13 protein-coding genes and 2 tRNA genes are annotated in these 17,569 nt (G+C 57.7%); 3 read left to right on the plus strand and 12 right to left on the minus strand.

The window, feature by feature from the left end; genetic code table 11:
* Positions 1–32 precede the first annotated feature (32 nt).
* From HMPREF1121_RS04180 to hemL, 9 genes are all read right to left on the minus strand, one after another.
* Positions 33–1,460 (minus strand): DUF4270 family protein, encoded by a 1,428-nt coding sequence (locus tag HMPREF1121_RS04180; protein WP_044114893.1) that lies wholly within the window; start codon positions 1,458–1,460, stop codon positions 33–35.
* Complete coding sequence (locus HMPREF1121_RS04185) at positions 1,457–2,263, minus strand: glycogen/starch synthase (RefSeq protein WP_044114894.1); 807 nt, start codon at positions 2,261–2,263, stop codon at positions 1,457–1,459. Before HMPREF1121_RS04185 ends, HMPREF1121_RS04180 begins: the two co-directional genes overlap by 4 nt.
* A 276-nt stretch (positions 2,264–2,539) precedes the next feature.
* Positions 2,540–2,614, minus strand: a tRNA-Glu gene (locus HMPREF1121_RS04190).
* Between the two features lie 66 nt (positions 2,615–2,680).
* Positions 2,681–2,935 (minus strand): 30S ribosomal protein S20, encoded by a 255-nt coding sequence (rpsT, locus tag HMPREF1121_RS04195; RefSeq protein ID WP_044114896.1) that lies wholly within the window; start codon positions 2,933–2,935, stop codon positions 2,681–2,683.
* Between the two features lie 27 nt (positions 2,936–2,962).
* Positions 2,963–3,034: transfer RNA gene (locus HMPREF1121_RS04200), tRNA-Glu, on the minus strand.
* A gap of 853 nt (positions 3,035–3,887) precedes the next feature.
* A complete protein-coding gene (locus tag HMPREF1121_RS04205; protein ID WP_044114898.1) occupies positions 3,888–5,138 on the minus strand; it encodes a U32 family peptidase in 1,251 nt (416 codons plus the stop codon).
* Between the two features lie 165 nt (positions 5,139–5,303).
* Entirely contained in the window at positions 5,304–7,016 is a 1,713-nt protein-coding gene (gene pafA, locus HMPREF1121_RS04210) for an alkaline phosphatase PafA (protein ID WP_044114900.1), read from the minus strand.
* A gap of 32 nt (positions 7,017–7,048) precedes the next feature.
* Positions 7,049–7,921, minus strand: a complete 873-nt coding sequence (prmA, locus tag HMPREF1121_RS04215; protein WP_044114901.1) for a 50S ribosomal protein L11 methyltransferase — start codon at positions 7,919–7,921, stop codon at positions 7,049–7,051.
* Between the two features lie 34 nt (positions 7,922–7,955).
* Entirely contained in the window at positions 7,956–9,251 is a 1,296-nt protein-coding gene (gene hemL, locus HMPREF1121_RS04220) for a glutamate-1-semialdehyde 2,1-aminomutase (protein WP_009432854.1), read from the minus strand.
* 291 nt (positions 9,252–9,542) lie between these two features.
* On the opposite strand from hemL, the gene HMPREF1121_RS04225 reads away from it, so the two are divergent.
* Positions 9,543–10,352, plus strand: coding sequence for an ADP-ribosylglycohydrolase family protein (locus tag HMPREF1121_RS04225; RefSeq protein WP_044114902.1), 810 nt, complete (start codon positions 9,543–9,545; stop codon positions 10,350–10,352).
* Between the two features lie 130 nt (positions 10,353–10,482).
* Here the strand turns inward: HMPREF1121_RS04225 and mnmG are convergent, their stop codons facing one another.
* The 3 genes from mnmG to HMPREF1121_RS04240 all read right to left on the minus strand — a co-directional run bounded on the left by mnmG (position 10,483) and on the right by HMPREF1121_RS04240 (position 14,152).
* Positions 10,483–12,357, minus strand: a complete 1,875-nt coding sequence (mnmG, locus tag HMPREF1121_RS04230; protein WP_044114903.1) for a tRNA uridine-5-carboxymethylaminomethyl(34) synthesis enzyme MnmG — start codon at positions 12,355–12,357, stop codon at positions 10,483–10,485.
* Positions 12,357–13,460 carry a redox-regulated ATPase YchF gene (gene ychF / locus HMPREF1121_RS04235; protein ID WP_009432847.1) on the minus strand — a complete coding sequence of 368 codons (1,104 nt, stop codon included), beginning with the start codon at positions 13,458–13,460 and terminating at the stop codon, positions 12,357–12,359. The genes mnmG and ychF overlap by 1 nt, the downstream gene beginning before the upstream one ends.
* A gap of 131 nt (positions 13,461–13,591) precedes the next feature.
* Positions 13,592–14,152, minus strand: coding sequence for a hypothetical protein (locus HMPREF1121_RS04240; RefSeq protein WP_044114904.1), 561 nt, complete (start codon positions 14,150–14,152; stop codon positions 13,592–13,594).
* Between the two features lie 627 nt (positions 14,153–14,779).
* On the opposite strand from HMPREF1121_RS04240, the gene HMPREF1121_RS04245 reads away from it, so the two are divergent.
* On the plus strand, positions 14,780–15,544 hold the full coding sequence (locus HMPREF1121_RS04245) for an RsmE family RNA methyltransferase (RefSeq protein ID WP_232223732.1): 765 nt from the start codon (positions 14,780–14,782) through the stop codon (positions 15,542–15,544).
* A gap of 35 nt (positions 15,545–15,579) precedes the next feature.
* Complete coding sequence (locus HMPREF1121_RS04250; protein WP_044114905.1) at positions 15,580–17,445, plus strand: oxaloacetate decarboxylase; 1,866 nt, start codon at positions 15,580–15,582, stop codon at positions 17,443–17,445.
* The last annotated feature ends 124 nt before the right edge of the window (positions 17,446–17,569 follow it).

Consider the following 17,569-nt stretch of genomic DNA (forward strand, 5'->3'; position numbering starts at 1 on the left):
AGGCCTGTTCTCTGTGGGCGTCAGATAGGGGTTTACTGCTGCTGGAGCTGTACGCTCACGAAGCTCACCTGAAGGTCCGTGGTAGCCTTCGAGAGTCGGAGGAAGCTCGGACGGATGAGCTCAGCGATGCTTGGAGAGCCGTTGGAGCGCGATGACGTCACCGATACGGGTACGAGGCTCAGCTCCAGTGGCGTGGAGATCGTCCAGCCCGTAGCGGCGGAGTAGGTGGCGTACTTCGCCAGATGCTCGGTGACGATGCGGGCGATGTTGTTGAATTTATACGCCTTGTCGCTGGCGGCATACTTCTTCGAGAGGTACGACTTACCCGACTGGACGGCCTGCACATCAGCCGAGAAGAACTCCGTCACCTTGTCTGAGGGGAGGAGCAGGAGGTAGTCGGGCTGGTTCGTGCGCTGCCCTTCAGGGCTATTGACCTTGACGGAGAAGTTCGCATCAGCGAGCATCCAAGCGCGGCCGATGAAGTCGCTGGGCACAGGCGTCGTGGTGGGCTTAGGCGCGGAAGCGAGGAGCTTCTGCAGCTCGCTCACCGAGAGCGTGTACTTCGTCGTCACGCCAGCAGGGCCCTTGACATAGCTGTACTCCGTAGACGGAGCCGTAAGGCTCGAGATGTCGCCGCTGCTCAGAGCGTTCAGGCGTGAGGTAAGCTTCGTATCGACGAAGGTCTTCACGTACTTCACGCGCTCGGCGGGCTTCTCCTTGTTGGGCACACTGTAGTGGATCATGAGAGCGACCTCCGTGACCTCCAGGAGGAAGCCACGACCCGTGACAGGTGCTACGTAGAAGCCAGGGAAGATCTCGCGGTCAAAGCGCGACTGCGAGTTGAAGGCACTCTTCAGCGTCGACGAGCGCGTCGCATCAAAGAAGTGCTTCCCGAGGCTCACATCCAGAGGGATGGTGAAGTAGCGCATCGTGGAGTTCTGCTGGATGAGCGTCCCAGCGCTGGGCTGGATGGTAGCAGAGCCCAAGAGCGTCGCGTCCGTGCGGTACTGGCCGAGCGTCTGGCTCGAGGTACCAGCCGTGGTGACGGGCTGAGCGAGCTTGTAGACATTGACCTTGATCTGGGCATCGGCATTCCCCTCGGTGCGGTCCGAATAGATACGGAAGTAGACCGAGTCAATGGTCAGCTGGGCATTGTCAGCTTCCTCGAAGGCAACCCCTTCGGCAGTACGGATCTGCTTGATGAACTCACCCGTGACGGTCGAGCCCGTCTCGTCGATGAGCGTACCGAGGAGCGAAGTCGTACCATCGGTATAGAGTGTAGGGGTGGCTACCGTGGTGGCGTCGAAGGTAATCGTCGTCGCACGCCCAGTGACCTTGTCGCGGTTAGGCTGGATGCTCTCACCGATACCCGAGAGGTTGTCCTCGGCGCAGGAGGAGGAGAGCGTCACAAGGCTCAGCGAGAGGAGGCCTACATATAGAGCTGAAGCAAGCTTCATCATGGGAGGATCTTCTTATAGAATTCATTATACACCTCGGCACACCCTTCGACAGGAGTATAGGGGAGGAAGTGCACCCCACTCTCGTCGATGTACTGCTTGAGGCTGGGCGAGATCTCGGCACTACCCTGTACGACCCCGTTGGCGTAGTGGATGGCCAGGCGGTTCAGTGCCTCGTAGTCGGTCTTGCCATCGAGTACGGAGAGTGCTGCGGGCTTGATCTTGTCGAACTTCAGGCACTCAAAGAGCGTGTCGGGGATCTCTACGGGAGCGGGCTCATCGTAGAGCGAGTAGATGATCTTGGCCTTCTTCAGGCAAGGGTCATCGTGGTAGTACTTCTTCAGATAGAGCATCCCCAGCGCGGTGAAGGTACCGTGGCAGTGGATGATGTCGGGGATCCAACGGAGCTTCTTGATGGCTTCGAGGGCACCACGCACGAAGAAGATCGAGCGCTCGTCATTGTCGTTGCCCACCTTGGGATCAACGTCGAAGACGGTCTTACGCTTGAAGAAATCATCGTTGTCAATGAAGTATACCTGCAGGCGGGCGGTCGGCAGTGAAGCGACCTTGATGATCAGCGGATGGTCATTGTTATTGATGATCATGTTGATCCCCGAGAGGCGGATGACTTCATGCAGCTGATTGCGGCGCTCGTTGATGACACCGAAGCGGGGCATGAAGATGCGGATATCATTGCCCAGCTCCTGAATCCCCTGCGGCAGCTGACGTGCCGTCGTCGCGATATCGGATTCGGGGAGGTAAGGGAAGATCTCCTGCGAGATATACAATATTCGTCTTGATTTCATTCGTCTATCGATTATACTTTTTGATGCAGCCCCCGAGGGGGCGCCGTAGTAGCCCCCGCCGTTTATGCGGCATAGAGCTTCTACAAATATACGGAAATTCCCTCGGAGCGCACTCTTACCGCCTGCTATGTAGGGGGTTACTCCCTTTACAGCAGGGCTTCTCGCCCCTATCGAGGTCACACACCTTCTGCATCACAAGCACATCGTGCCCATATCATGGTATATAAAAGCGAAGCACCGACATACCTCACGAGGAGGATGTCGGTGCTTCTTGCTTGGTAGCCCCTGGGGGAATCGAACCCCCCTTTCAAGAATGAAAATCTTGCGTCCTAACCGATAGACGAAGGGGCCGCCTGAATTCTGTCTCACACCTTCCCGAAGGGAGATGCTTGACAGCAGATGGGGAGGTGGCTACTCTTAGCCGAGGCGTGCTACCTGCTTAGCGAGCTTGCTCTTGAGGTTTGCAGCCTTGTTCTTGTGGATGACCTTCTTGCCAGCGAGGCGGTCGAGCATCGAGCTGAGCTGAGGAAGAGCAGCGCGAGCTTCAGCAGCATCGGTCAGCGCACGGAAGCGACGCACAGCGTTACGAGCCGTCTTGGCGTAGTAGCGGTTGTGCAGACGACGAGCGTTGGTCTGACGGATTCTCTTGATGGATGACTTATGATTTGCCATTTGTATCTTTTCTTTTTGTTGTTATCGTAGCCCATGGGGGAATCGAACCCCCCTTTCAAGAATGAAAATCTTGCGTCCTAACCGATAGACGAATGGGCCTCCCAATGTCAACCGCCTACCACACGAGTAGCATTCAGTTGCGAGTGCAAAGGTATAACAAATTATTTATCCACCAAACACCCCGAGCAAATTCGTCGCCCTTACCTATGTACATATAGGCTACTTGACTACGCTTCCCAAGCGGTATAGCCGGATATTCTCCGCACCATAGCTGCGAGGAAGACCATTCGTGTAGATCGGGTAGCAAGGTATAGCGGACGGGTGAAGTACCCGAAGCAGGGGGAGAAATCCCCCCGTGCAAGGCACTAAGATATAAGCACCTTTGAGGGAGCAAAAAGCAACCAGTACTGGTCAGTCTGATCAGTGGAGCGAGCAGTACTGGTTGCCGAGCGTCCTGTTCTCTATTTGTTCTGCTAAGGTGTCGCACGCCCAGCTCCCCGATACGCCTCTCTGAAGTGATCAGGCAAGCCCTTAGCCTTATCACGTGTATCCCGCTTATCCAGCGGAGGAAAAAGCATCGTTCTCGCGAAGAAAAAGCGCCTTCACGTAGTGGGTTCCTTCTGTCTACGCACGTAGTCTTAAAGACCTGGTACGTCTATCCAAATATCCACGTACGTAGATATTAGAGCCACGTACGTAGTCCAAACTTATCTGCTACTCGTCCACAACTTTTATCCCGACGCGAAGCAACAACCTAATATTGGTCATCACACGCAGCTATACGGTTTCGCCCGCTGACCAATATAGGTTCACATCACTCCCCCGAAGAGAGCCATATCCTCCCGCTCCACTCCCCCACTCCATATACGACCCATCCCCCACGGAGCTACTCCGTGGGGGATGGGTCATTAGCCCGCCGGATACGGGCGGGAGATGAAGCGATGGGCAGCGACTACTGCATGACCTTGCGATCGGTGAAGAGATAGAGACGGTCGCCTGGGCGCACCTTCTCAGGCACAGCGATCGAGCAGAGCTGACCCTTGACGGCCTTCTCTACGGGCTCCATATCCACGCGGATCTCTTCAACGACAAAGCGCACAAGCCCCGTCGTCGGGCCCGTGATGATGATCTCATCACCGACCTTCAGCTCGCCACTCTCAACGGCAAACTCCCCGACACCGACCTTACCGAAGTACTTGGTCGTCTTGGCGACGTAGACCTTCTGCTTCGTAGCCGAAGAGCCGTAGCTCGATGTCCATTCGCCGAGGCGCTGACCGAGATAATAGCCGTCCCAGAAGCCGCGGTTGAAGACCTGCCCGAGGTGGTTGTCCCACTTCTCGACGTTGTCCGTGGTGAAGTTCCCCGCGCAATAGGTATCGACAGCCTCGCGGTAAGCACGCACGACGGTATCGACATACTCGGGGCCACGCGCACGGCCCTCGATCTTGAGGACGCGTACACCAGCATCGAGCATCTTATTGAGGAAGTGGATCGTTTTCAGATCCTTGGGCGACATGATGTACTGGTTGTCGATCTCCAGCTCAATACCCGTCTCCTTATCCTTCACCTCGTAGGAGCGGCGGCAGATCTGCGAGCAAGAGCCACGGTTAGCGCTCTTACCCTGCTCGTGCAGGCTGAGGTAGCACTTACCCGAGACGGCCATGCAGAGGGCGCCGTGGGCAAACATCTCGATGCGAATGGGCTCACCAGCAGGGCCGACAATGGGCTCCTCGATGATCGCCTTATGGATGGCAGCGACCTGATCCATATTCAGCTCACGCGCCAAGACCACGACGTCAGCAAACTGCGCATAGAAGCGTAGCGCCTCGACGTTGGTGATATTGAGCTGGGTGGAGAGGTGGACTTCGACACCGATACTACGCGCGTAGAGCATGGGTGCGACATCGGCAGCGATGATAGCCGACACATCAGCATCCTTCGCCGAGTCGATGATCTTGCGCATGAGCTCAAGGTCTTCGTCGTAGATGATCGTATTGACGGTGAGATAGCTCTTGACGTCATGCTCACGGCAGATCGCCGCGATCTTATAGAGGTCTTCGGTGGTGAAGTTATTCGCACTCTTCGAGCGCATGTTGAGGCCTTCGATACCGAAGTATATGGAGTCAGCACCCGCGTTGATAGCCGCCATGAGCGACTCATAGGAGCCCACGGGTGCCATGATTTCGTAATCTTTCCTGTTCATTTGTGATAAATAGAGATATGGAGTGCAAAGATAGCTCAATATAGCTCCACGAACTTCCCACCTCCATAGAGAAAGTCTATCAGCACCCCTATACAAAGCATCCGCGCCCGACACCAACTGGGGTATCGGGCGCGGATGTAAGGTGGTTATTCCGGAGGAAAGAGGCTATCTGCGGCGCGTCGTGGAGGCAGCGGGGGCAGCCGAAGTCGCGGCGGGCGCGAAGGCTTCGGTGATAGGATGCCCGATGCAACCCGAGGGATACTGCGTCTTCAGGAGAGCAGCCAGCGTAGCAGCGATATCCGTGATATACGTCTCACGATAGAGATGGCCTGCACGGACGCCATGCCCCATGAAGATGAGGGGGATGTGCGTGTCGTAGGGAGACCACACGCCGTGCGTCGTACCCTGAGGGAGCGAAGTGCCAGACTTCGAGTACCACCCTGGATCGGGTACGATGAAGATATCACCACTGCGCCCCTTGCGGTAGCCATTGATGATACGCGTCTTGATCGCATCGGGGATCGCAGCCATAGCCACTTCTTCGGCAGGCACAGCATAGGCTACACCAGGGAGCTTATCCTTGAGCGCCTTGCAAATGGCCTGATAGAGACCGTGGCGATTGACGCCGAGCGAGTCAATGAGGTCCTGACGGAAGAAGACCTGATAGTTCATATACCCACGGATGATCTGAGCATCACGGCCGATATAAGCACAGGCTGCGGAGTCAGCGATGCGGCGAGCCAAGTCGCTACGGAAGGCCTGCCCAGGGATCTTGTGATCGCGGTCGAAGGTGAGGTTGTGCGCAGCAGCGTGGTCGGCAGTGAGGATGAAGAGGTAGCCGTCACGACCGAAGCGCCCATCGAGGTAGCCGAAGAAGTCGGCGAGATCCTTGTCCAGACGGAGGTAGGTATCCTCGGTCTCGACAGCGAAGGTACCGTAGCGGTGCCCCACATAGTCGGTAGCCGAATGGCTCATGGCGAGGAAGTCCGTCTCGTCGGCACGCGAGCCGAGACTCTCCCCTTCGATAGCAGCCTTAGCCATCTCGAAGGTCAGCGTATTCCCCATAGGCGTGGTGCGGATGACGCCAGGCCCCTTGGTCTTCGCCAGCTCGGCGGTGTTGAGAGGGAGTGTAGCGGGGAACTTGCCGTCCTTATCCCAAGGCTGCTCGTAAGGCACAGCGTCGGCCGTGCTCTCACGATAGGTATTGATAGGATAGAGCGTATTCCAGCCGTCCTTGAGGAGCTCAGCGACACGACCGCGAGCGTTGAACTTCTTCACCCACTCAGGCAGGTCCTGCATGTAGTAGGTGCTGGTGATGAAGTTGCCCGTCTTGTCGTCCAGCCAGTAAGCACCGTTAGCCGTGTGGCCTGCGGGGAGGATGGAGGCGCGGTCCTTGATAGCTACGCCGATGGTCTTCGAGCGGAAGTTCGTAGCGATACGCAGCTCATCGGAGATGGTCGTCGTGAGGAGGTTGCGGGGAGACATCTGCCCGCTGACGCCGTTAGGTACACCTACCGAGCTTACCGTCGTGTCCTGTGTGCAGTAGATGGGGTTGCCATCCTTGAAGAAGTCATTCCCTGCGATACCGTGGATCGAGGGGACACTACCGGTGTGGACGGAGCTGTGCCCGATAGCGGTATAGGCAGGGAGGTAGTTGATGCGGGTATTCTCGCAGTTGAAGCCCTGCGTGAGGAGGCGCTTGAAGCCACCCTCGACGAAGCGAGCCTGATAGCGGTAGAGGTAGTCCCACGTCATCTGGTCGACCATCATCGTGACGACGATGCGGGGGCGGTTGTGCTGCGGAGCGGCCTTCGCTGCCACGGGCGCAAGCGTGAGCGCGGTCAAGGCGAGGGCGCCAAAGAGGTTCTTATGTATCATAATGTAGGGTGTGAATAGTCGTCTTTCGTGGGCTAAGCAGGGAGGAGTAGCTCGACACGGCTCCAGCGCTGGCGCACTTCGCTACTGACGAAGGTGAGGCCAAGCTCTTCGCCTCGAGCACGCAGGAGGGGTATATCCTCCTCGTAGAAGCCGCTGAGGATGAGACGTGCGCCAGGGAGCATCACCTTGCGGTAGCGGGGCATGTCCTCGAGCAGAATATTACGCGTGATGTTCGCCAAGATGAGGTCGTAGCCTTCGCGTCCCTCGAGGAGGGCTGCATCTCCGCAGAGCATTTCGTCGATGGTGACGCCTGAGAGTGTGGCATTCTCCTGCACATTGGCATAAGCCCAAGGGTCGATATCAATAGCCGTGAGGTGACGCGCGCCACGCTTGAGGGCGATGAGGCCAAGGATACCCGTACCGCAGCCCATGTCGAGGACGCGCTGTCCCGAGACGTCGTGCGAGAGGATCCATTCCCCGACGAGGGAGGTCGTCTCGTGATTGCCCGTACCGAAGGCCATCTTGGGATTGATGATGATCTCCAGAGGCACCTCGGGACATGGATCATGGAAGGGCGCACGGATTAGGCACGCGCCATCGCCGAGGAGGATGGGCTGGAAGTAATTCTTCTCCCACTCCTCATTCCAGTTGATGTCGGGCAGCTCCTCCGCTGTAAGCGTATAGGAGAAGCCTGCGACGGGAAAGCCATCGAGGAGCTCGCGGGTCGCATCGGCATCGTACTGCTCCGTAGGGATGAAGGCCTTCAGCTCGTAGGCATCTTGCTCGAAGCTATCGAAGCCCAAGGGCCCCAGCTCGGCGATGAGCCAGTCGCTAAGATCCTCATCACGGAGAGACGTGGCGGCGCTATCGTAGTGGTAGCTGATAGTCAGCTGTAGGTATTGCATAGGGATAGATAGGGATGAATAAGCGGGAGAGCCGTTAGCCTAAGACCTCACGAAGCACCTCATCCATAGCGGTAGCGGTGCGGTCGAAGTCCTCACGGCTGTGAGCCATCGAGAGGAAGATACACTCAAACTGTGAGGGAGGCAGGTAGATCCCACGCTCGATCATGCCACGGAAGTAGCGGGCATAGGCCTCCGTGTCGGAGCGCTTAGCATCGGCATTCGAGTGCACGCCACCGGGTGTGAAGAAGATCGTCGAGAGCGAGCCCACACGATTGTATGAGAGGCGGTCGGTATAGCGGTCGAGGATAGGACGGATCGTTGCTTCGAAGGCCTGCCCCTTCTCCTCAAGACGGGTATAGAAGTCCGGCTCGGCGAGCGTCTGGAGCATCGTGATACCTGCTGCCAGAGCGAGCGGATTGCCCGAGAGCGTCCCTGCCTGATAGACATCGCCGAGCGGCGCCAAGCGATCCATGATGTCGGCACGACCACCGAAGGCCCCGACGGGGAGGCCCCCACCGATGATCTTCCCGAGGCAGGTGAGATCAGGACGAATACCATAGAGTTCCTGCGCACCACCACGGGCAGCACGGAAGCCGCTGATGACTTCGTCGAAGATGAGCAGCACGCCCTCTTCCTCCGTCACACGGCGCAGCTCCTCGAGGAAGCCTGGTGCGGGAGGGATGAGCCCCATATTGCCCATGATCGGCTCGAGGATGATAGCAGCGACCTTCCCACGATGCGCCTCGAGGGTGCGGCGCACGCTCTCGATATCATTGTAGGTAGCTACCAGCGTGTCCTCGATGATGTGCTTCGTCACACCAGCGCTCGATGTCTGACCAAAGGTAGCCAGCCCCGAGCCTGCCGAGATGAGGAAGGTATCGGCATGGCCGTGGTAGCAGCCCTCGAACTTGATGATCTTGTCGCGACCCGTGAAGCCACGTGCCAGACGGACGGCACTCATCGTCGCCTCCGTCCCCGAGTTCACCATGCGCACACGCTCTACCGAGGGGAAGAACTTCGTGCAAATAAGCTCAGCCATCTCGACCTCACGCGCATTGCACGCCCCGTAGCTTGTTCCCTTCTCCAGCTCACGGCGGATAGCCTCCTGGATGGGAGGGTAAGCGTGCCCGAGGAGTAGGGGTCCCCAGGAGCTGATGTAGTCGATGTATTCGTTGCCATCGACGTCAAAGACGTGGGCGCCCTTGCCGTGATCGATATAGAGGGGGGTGAGGCCTACCGAGCGGAAGGCACGCACGGGGCTATTGACCCCGCCAGGGATATACTGCGAGGCGCGCTCGAAGAGCGCAGCAGATGTATCGGTTCGTCTCATACACATATATATTATAGGTGTCGGTATCATCGGGATGCTGAGGCATCCACGTGGAGGACCAGCACTACAAAATTAGGGCAAAAAGCCGAAGGCAGGACGACTGCGAAGCTCTAAGCCGAAGCTCCAAGGGGTAAGGACTAAGAGAAGAACTCGCTAACTTTGCATAGAGCGACATATGGATAAACCTCTGTCATCAAATACATCTACCTCGGAGAACCTCTCAGGCAAGGGGGCTGAGGCTACGCCCAAAGTATCAACAACACCTCACACAAATCACGCAAGGCTACAGCTATGTTAGGAGCAATTATTGGAGACATCGTAGGAAGCATCTACGAGTTTGATAACATCAAGACGAAGGACTTTGAGTTCTTTCAGCCAGAGATGGAGCGTACAGACGACTCCATCCTGTGTATCGCTACTGCTGATTGGCTCTTGCACGGAGGGGAGGTGAGCCATTATTATAGTCGCTATGCCCTGGAGTACCCCTATCCGATGGGAGGCTACGGTGGTATGTTTAAGGCATGGAGCAGCAAGGTCGCACGCCAAGGCATCCATAAGCCGTATAATAGCTGTGGCAATGGAAGTGCGATGCGCATTGCTCCCGTGGGCTGGGCTTTTGAGACCGAGCGTGAGGTCTTAGCGGCAGCCGAAGTCTCGGCGAGCTGTACGCATAATCATCCAGAGGGTATCAAGGGGGCGCAGGCGACGGCTCTGTGTATCTTTTTGGCGCGGCAGGGGCATACGGCTTCGGACATTCGAGCACGGATAGAGCGAGACTTCGGTTACGACCTCTCGATGTCCGTCGAAGAACTGCAACGACGCTATTCGTGGCAGGGCATCGATGGGAAGGGGGATGGCGGTATTTGCCAAGATAGTGTACCGCAGGCCATCATTTGTGTGCTCCAAGCTAAGGACTTTGAGGATGCCATTCGCAATGCGATTAGTATCGGTGGAGATAGTGACACCATCGGCTGCATCGCCGGAGGTATCGCCGAAGCTCTCTACGGCATCCCTGAGCCAATCAAAGAACAAGCGTGGACGTATTTGGACGAGACTGAATGCTGCACCGTCAGGAGCTTTATCCAGAAATACAGCATCTAAGCAAGGAGCACTCACCTGATTAAATAGCAATTGGGGGATAGAACGCTTGGTTCTATCCCCCAATTGTCGTTTATGTGAGGCTATTTCGCAGTCTCTTCCTCCCTGTGGAGTAGCGGTGTCGTTGGGTGGGTCAGCGGCCCGAGAGGACGAGCAGGACGCTCACATCGTGGGGCGAGATACCCGGGATGCGCGCTGCTTGGCCGATGGTGCGGGGACGGATACGGTCGAGCTTCTGCCGTGCCTCCGTGCTCAGCGCTTGTATCTCGGCATAGTCGAGTCCCTCGGGGATGAAGACGTACTCCAGACGCTCGAGCTTCTCGGCCTGCTCACGCTCACGCTGGATATAGCCGCTGTACTTGATGAGGATCTCAGCACACTCGGCGATCTCCTCGCGACGCGAAGGGATGGCTTCGATGGCACGTCGGAGGGCGGGGACCATCTCGCTGAGGTCGGAGAGCGTCAGCTGGGGGCGCAGGACGAGATCAATGAGCTTACAGCCCTGACGAAGCGGAGCGAGCCCACGTGCCTCGAGCTGAGGATTGATCTTGTCGGGGCGGATGGAGTAGCCCGAGATGAAGGCGATGAGTTCGTCGCGCAGACGGATCTTCTCCTCGAGAAGGCGCACACGCTCCTCCGTAGCCAAGCCGATCTCGGCAGCACGGGGCGTGAGGCGCACGTCTGCATCATCCTGTCGTAGGAGGATGCGGTACTCGGCGCGCGAGGTGAACATACGGTAGGGTTCGTCCACGCCCTTCGTGACGAGGTCGTCGATGAGCACCCCGATATACGCCTCGGAGCGGCTGAGTGTGAAGGGAGGGAGGTCGTGCACCTGCTGGTGAGCATTAATACCCGCGATGAGCCCCTGGCCTGCTGCTTCTTCGTAGCCGGTGGTCCCGTTGACCTGACCAGCGAGGAAGAGGCCTGCGATGACCTTGCTCTCGAGCGTATGGTGCAGCTGTGTGGGGTCGAAGAAGTCGTACTCGATGGCGTAGCCTGGGCGATAGAGGCGCACATCACGCAGTGCGGGGATCTGTCGCAGGGCCTCGAGCTGCACCTCTAAGGGCAGTGAGGAGGAGAAGCCATTGATGTAGTACTCGTTCGTGCGCTCGCCCTCGGGCTCGAGGAAGAGCTGATGACGGTCCTTGTCGGCGAAGGTGACGATCTTCGTCTCGATGCTCGGGCAGTAGCGGGGGCCGATACTCTGGATCTGGCCATTGTACAGCGGCGAGCGGTCGAGGGCCTCACGCAGGACGGCGTGGCAGGCCTCATTGGTATAGAGCGTATAGCAGGGGAGCTGGCGCAGCGTCGAGCGGGTAGGCGTATCGAGGTAGGAGAACTTATGATGATCGTCCTCGCCCTCCTGCACGCCCATCTCATCGAAGTGCAGGCTACGGGCATCGATACGTGGGGGGGTACCCGTCTTCATGCGGTCGGTGCGGATACCCGCCTCCTGCAGCTGCTCGGAGATGCCGTAGGTAGCTGGCTCGGAGATACGACCACCCGTGATCTGCAGCTCGCCGAAGTGCATCAGCCCCGAGAGGAAGGTCCCCGCGGTCAAGATGACGGCATCGGCAGAGAAGTGCACGCCCAGCTGGGTCTCTACGCCACGCACACGACCCTCCTCGAGGGTGAGGCGCGTGACGGTATCCTGCCACAGATCGAGTAGCGGCTCACTATCCAGCTCCTCACGCCAAGCCTCCATGAAGCGCATGCGGTCACTCTGTGCGCGAGGGCTCCACATAGCGGGGCCCTTGCTGCGATTGAGCATGCGGAACTGGATGGAGGTGCGGTCGGTGATAAGCCCCATGCGCCCCCCGAGGGCATCGATCTCGCGGACGATCTGTCCCTTGGCGATACCGCCCACAGCGGGGTTGCAGCTCATCTGCCCGATCTTATTCATATCGGGCGTGATAAGGAGCGTATGAGAGCCGAGGCGTGCCGCAGCAGCGGCAGCCTCACAGCCGGCATGGCCAGCCCCGATGACGATGATGTCGTAGTGGGGCATCAGACGTTGAAGCGGAAGTGCATGATGTCCCCATCCTGCACGACGTAATCCTTGCCTTCGACAGCCATCTTCCCGGCCTCCTTGACAGCCGACTCGCTGCCATAGTGGAGGAAGTCCTCGTACTTGATGACCTCGGCACGGATGAAGCCCTTCTCGAAGTCGGTGTGGATAGCGGCAGCGGCACGGGGCGCCTTGCTGCCCTTGGTGTAGGTCCAGGCACGTACCTCCTGCACCCCAGCGGTGAAGTAAGTCTCCAGATCGAGGAGCTTGTAAGCGGCCTTGATCAGACGCGCCACGCCCGACTCCTCGAGACCGATCTCAGCGAGGAACATCTGACGCTCCTCGTAGGTCTCCAGCTCGGCGATCTCACTCTCGATCTTCGCAGCGACGACAAGGAGTTCGGCCCCTTCGCTGGCGACAGCTTCGCGGACACGCTCTACATATTCGTTGCCCGAGACAGCGGAGGCCTCATCGACATTGCAGACGTAGAGCACGGGCTTGCTGGTCAGGAGGTAGAGCTCACGAGCGACCTTCTGCTCGTCCTTGGTCTCGAAGGAGACGGTGCGGGCGTTGAGTCCCTGCTCGAGGGCTTCCTTGTAGCGCATCAGTACGTCGCAGGCGAGCTTAGCTTGCTTGTCACCACCTGTCTGTGCCTGCTTGTAGACCTTCTGCAGGCGTGCTTCGACCGTCTCGAGGTCCTTGAGCTGTAGCTCGGTGTCGATAATGGACTTGTCACGCAGAGGGTCGACGCTGCCGTCGACGTGGGTGATGTTGTCATCATCGAAGCAGCGCAGCACGTGCAGGATAGCATCCGTCTCACGGATGTTGGCGAGGAACTTATTCCCCAGCCCTTCGCCCTTGCTCGCACCCTTCACCAGACCAGCGATGTCGACGATCTCGACGGTCGTGGGGACGATGCGCTGGGGCTGGACGATCTCAGCCAGCTTCGTCAGGCGCTCATCGGGGACGGTGATGACCCCGACGTTGGGCTCGATGGTGCAGAAGGGGAAGTTAGCGGACTGCGCCTTCGCGTTGGACAGGCAGTTGAAGAGGGTGGACTTACCGACGTTGGGCAAGCCTACGATACCACATTGTAGGGCCATTATGCGTATTGATTATATACCTTATTATAAGGTGCAAAGATAGCGAAATGCGAGGAGGTCTCTAAGAGAGCCCCCTCGCATCACACATTACAGCGCTTGGATAAGCGCCTATCATTTACATATCCTACAGCTTACTCACCCTTCCACTTGAGAGGTGTGACGACGCCATCGGAGAGCTGAAGCTTCACCCAAACCAACACCTCCTTGTTCGGCGATGAGAACTGATGAATAGGCTTACCCGCGTTATAGATCCCCACCAAGGAGAGGATCGTCTCTGTCCCATTGACAAGCCAAGTCGAATTATTAATCACAGGAGGAAGAAACTCACACTCCAGCTCTACCCCCCCATTGGCACTCAGCACGCGCACAAACGAGCGGTCAATCTTCCCCTCAAGAGGGTAGAAATCGGGGCGTGGGGCTATGATCACAATTGAATTGTCCGTCACATCCAAGCTATCTTTAAGTAGCCCATTCGTCTTCCCATCGACAAAGCCTAAGAGATGCTTCTGGTACACCTCTGCAGTAATATCCTGCTGCTGCTCATTGACGACGAGGATATGGACATCACTCTTTACGGGGCGATGTCGATACGGCTCATCCATCCCCGTGACACGGCGAGGGGTATCCTTGTGACAAGCGCAACACACTACGGCTATCAGCCATAGCATCATCAGACGGGAGATTGTTTTCATAGATATAAAGACTGTTGAATCGTTATGAATTCAATGCAATTTTAATCAATTCTACATCAACTCACAAACACCAGAGTTTCCGCCCCATTCACTGATAAGACCGGCCGCTCGTAGAAGCTCGTTGTACAAGTATTGCTTTGCGACCTATACTGGTCGGCGGGCTGGCCTATACTGGTCCGACGACGAAGCTATATAGGTCGCGATGACGACCTATATAGGATGACGAAGGAAGCTATATAGCTTTGTTAAGTGACCTCCTATTAGTTTGTTGCTCCGCGTAGGGATAAAAGTTGTGGACGAGTGGATGATAAGCTTGATCTACGTACGTGGATCTAATAGCTACGCACGTGGATATTAGGACTGACGTACCTGGTCTTTAAGACTACGTGCGTAGATAGAGGAAAACCACTACGGGAAGGCACTTTTTTCTTCGCGAGAACGATGCTTTTTCCTCCGCTGGATAAGAGAAATACTCGCAATAAGACGAAGGGCTTGCGTGTCGCTTCGGAGAGGTATATCGGGGAGCTGAGCGTGCGATACTTTAGCACACTAAAATGAATAGTGTGCAATTGCCTTTTTCTTTCTTTATTCCGCGGTAAAAAGCGTAACTTTGGTACGAGGAAATCAATGAGCACAAAGATGAAAGACCTACCGCTCTTCTATGCCCCAGCCCTACGTGAGGAGCTCCAGCTCCCCGAGGGAGAAGCCCAGCATGCGATCCGTGTGCTGCGCGCGAAGGTAGGCGATGAGTTCCTCGTCACCGATGGCTGTGGCACCCTCTTCGAGACCCGCGTCTCAGGCGTAGACCGCCGTCACTGCCTCCTCTCGATAGAGCGCGAGGAGCCCTGGCAGAAGTACTGGAGAGGCCACTGGGCCGTAGCCGTCGCTCCCACGAAGAACATCGACCGCCTCGAGTGGACGCTCGAGAAGATGGTCGAGGTAGGTCTGGATGAAGTCTACCTCATCCGCACCCAGCACTCCGAGCGCAAGCATACCAGCGCCGAGCGTCTGGAGCGCATCATCCAGAGCGCGATGAAGCAGTCCCACAAGGCCCTCCTTCCTCGCCTCATCCCCGACGTGCCCTTTGCCCAGCTCCTCGAGATGACAGCGGACTATGACCTTCGGCTTATGGCCCACTGCCGTAGCACCGTCGGCCCCGAGCGCCGCACCATCGATCACTTCTTCCGCCCCGAGGCGAAGACGCTCCTGATGGTCGGACCCGAAGGAGACTTCTCCGTCGAGGAGATCGAGGAGGCTACCCGCCGCGGGTGCCAGCCCATCACCCTCGGAGCGAGCCGCCTGCGCACCGAGACTGCCAGCCTCATCGCCCTGCAATGGCTACACACACTCGATATGACCAGCCACCGTAGGCCCACGACACACGAGAAATAATACACGAAATAATCCCTTATCACTAACTCACCCTTATGGCACAGAGAGAAATCAAACTTAGCCTGGTCTACCGTGACATGTGGCAGTCCTCAGGGAAGTACCAGCCCCGCAAGGACCAGCTCGAGCGTATCGCCCCCGTCTTAGTCGAGATGGGTTGCTTCGCACGCGTCGAAACCAACGGGGGGGCCTTCGAACAGGTCAACCTCCTCTACGGGGAGAACCCCAACAAGGCCGTCCGCGCCTTCACTAAGCCCCTCAACGATGCTGGCATCCAGACGCACATGCTGGACCGTGGTCTCAACGGCCTGCGCATGTTCCCCGTCCCTGCTGACGTACGTCGCCTGATGTACAAGGTCAAGAAGGCCCAGGGTGTCGATATCACCCGTATCTTCGACGGGCTCAACGACCCCCGCAACGTCATCCCCTCCATCCACTACGCGAAGGAAGCTGGGATGATCCCACAGGCTACGCTCTGTATCACCCACTCCCCCGTCCACACCGTCGAGTACTACGCTGACCTGGCGGACCAGTTCATCGCAGCTGGTGCCCCCGAGATCTGCCTCAAGGACATGGCTGGTATCGGCCGTCCTCGCTTCCTCGGCCGTCTGGTGAAGGCTATCAAGACCAAGCACCCCGAGGTCATCATCGAATACCACGGTCACTCGGGTCCTGGCTTCTCCGTAGCCTCCATGCTCGAGGTCTGTGACAACGGCGCCGACGTCATCGACGTAGCTATGGAGCCCCTCTCTTGGGGTAAGATCCACCCAGACGTCATCACCATCCGCGAGATGCTCATCGACGCTGGCTACAAGGTCGCTGACATCAACATGGACGCCTACATGAAGGCTCGCGCCCTCACGCAGGAGTTCATCGATGACTTCCTCGGCTACTTCATCAATCCCTCCAACATGCTGACCTCTTCGCTCCTCGTAGGCTGCGGTCTGCCTGGTGGTATGATGGGCTCGATGATGGCTGACCTCAAGGGCGTACACGCTGGTATCAACATGCACCTGCGTAAGAAGGGCGAACCCGAGCTGAGCGTCGACGACCTCCTCGTCCGCCTCTTCGACGAAGTGGCCTACGTATGGCCTCGCCTCGGCTATCCCCCACTCGTCACGCCATTCAGCCAGTACGTCAAGAACGTCGCTCTGATGAACGTCTACAACCTCACCATCGGCAAGGGCCGCTGGGAGGCTATCGACAACAACACGTGGGGTATGATCCTCGGGAAGTCTGGCCGTCTGCCCGGCAAGCTCGATCAGGAGATCATCGACCTGGCGAAGGAAAAGGGCTTCGAGTTCACCACCGAAGATCCTCAGCTCAACTACCCCGATGCGCTGGATAAGTTCCGCGCTGAGATGAAGGAGAACGGCTGGGAGCTCGGCGAAGACGACGAAGAACTCTTCGAATTCGCTATGCACGAAGCTCAGTACCGCGACTACAAGAGCGGTGCAGCTAAGGAGCGCTTCCAGGCTGAGCTCGACAAGGCCAAGACCGACGCCCTCGTCAAGAAGGGCTACAGCGCCGAAGATGCACAGAAGATCAAGCGCCAGGGCACCGAGCCTATCGAAGCTCCTGCCTCTGGTCAGATCATCTGGGAGGTAGACCCCGAAGACTACTCTACGGCTCCTGCCCTCGGTACCTTCATCAAGACGGGTGAGCCTCTCTGCTACATCCAGACGGCTGCAGGCTACTTCGAGCCCGTCATCTCGAACTTCACCGGCCGCCTCGCTGAGGTCGCTGCTCAGGGTGCTAACATCCGCAAGGGTGAAGCCCTCGCTTACGTCCGCCCCGCTGAGAAGGAAGAGCTCTTCGTAGAGAGCGAACCCGAACGTCTGCGTCGCGTAGAGCAGCTCGAGGAAGTTCGCCACGTCATCCGTGCTCGCCGCGCTAAGAAGTAAGCGACACCGCCCATAGGGCAACCACTCCTCTCGGGGGCTACACCCAGCACTTAGCTGATGGTGTAGCCCCCGAGTCTTATATCTCCCTACCATAAAGCCACGCCCTTTCGCGCGCGCGTAACCT

The organism is Porphyromonas sp. KLE 1280 (genome assembly GCF_000700805.1).
GTDB lineage: Bacteria > Bacteroidota > Bacteroidia > Bacteroidales > Porphyromonadaceae > Porphyromonas > Porphyromonas pasteri.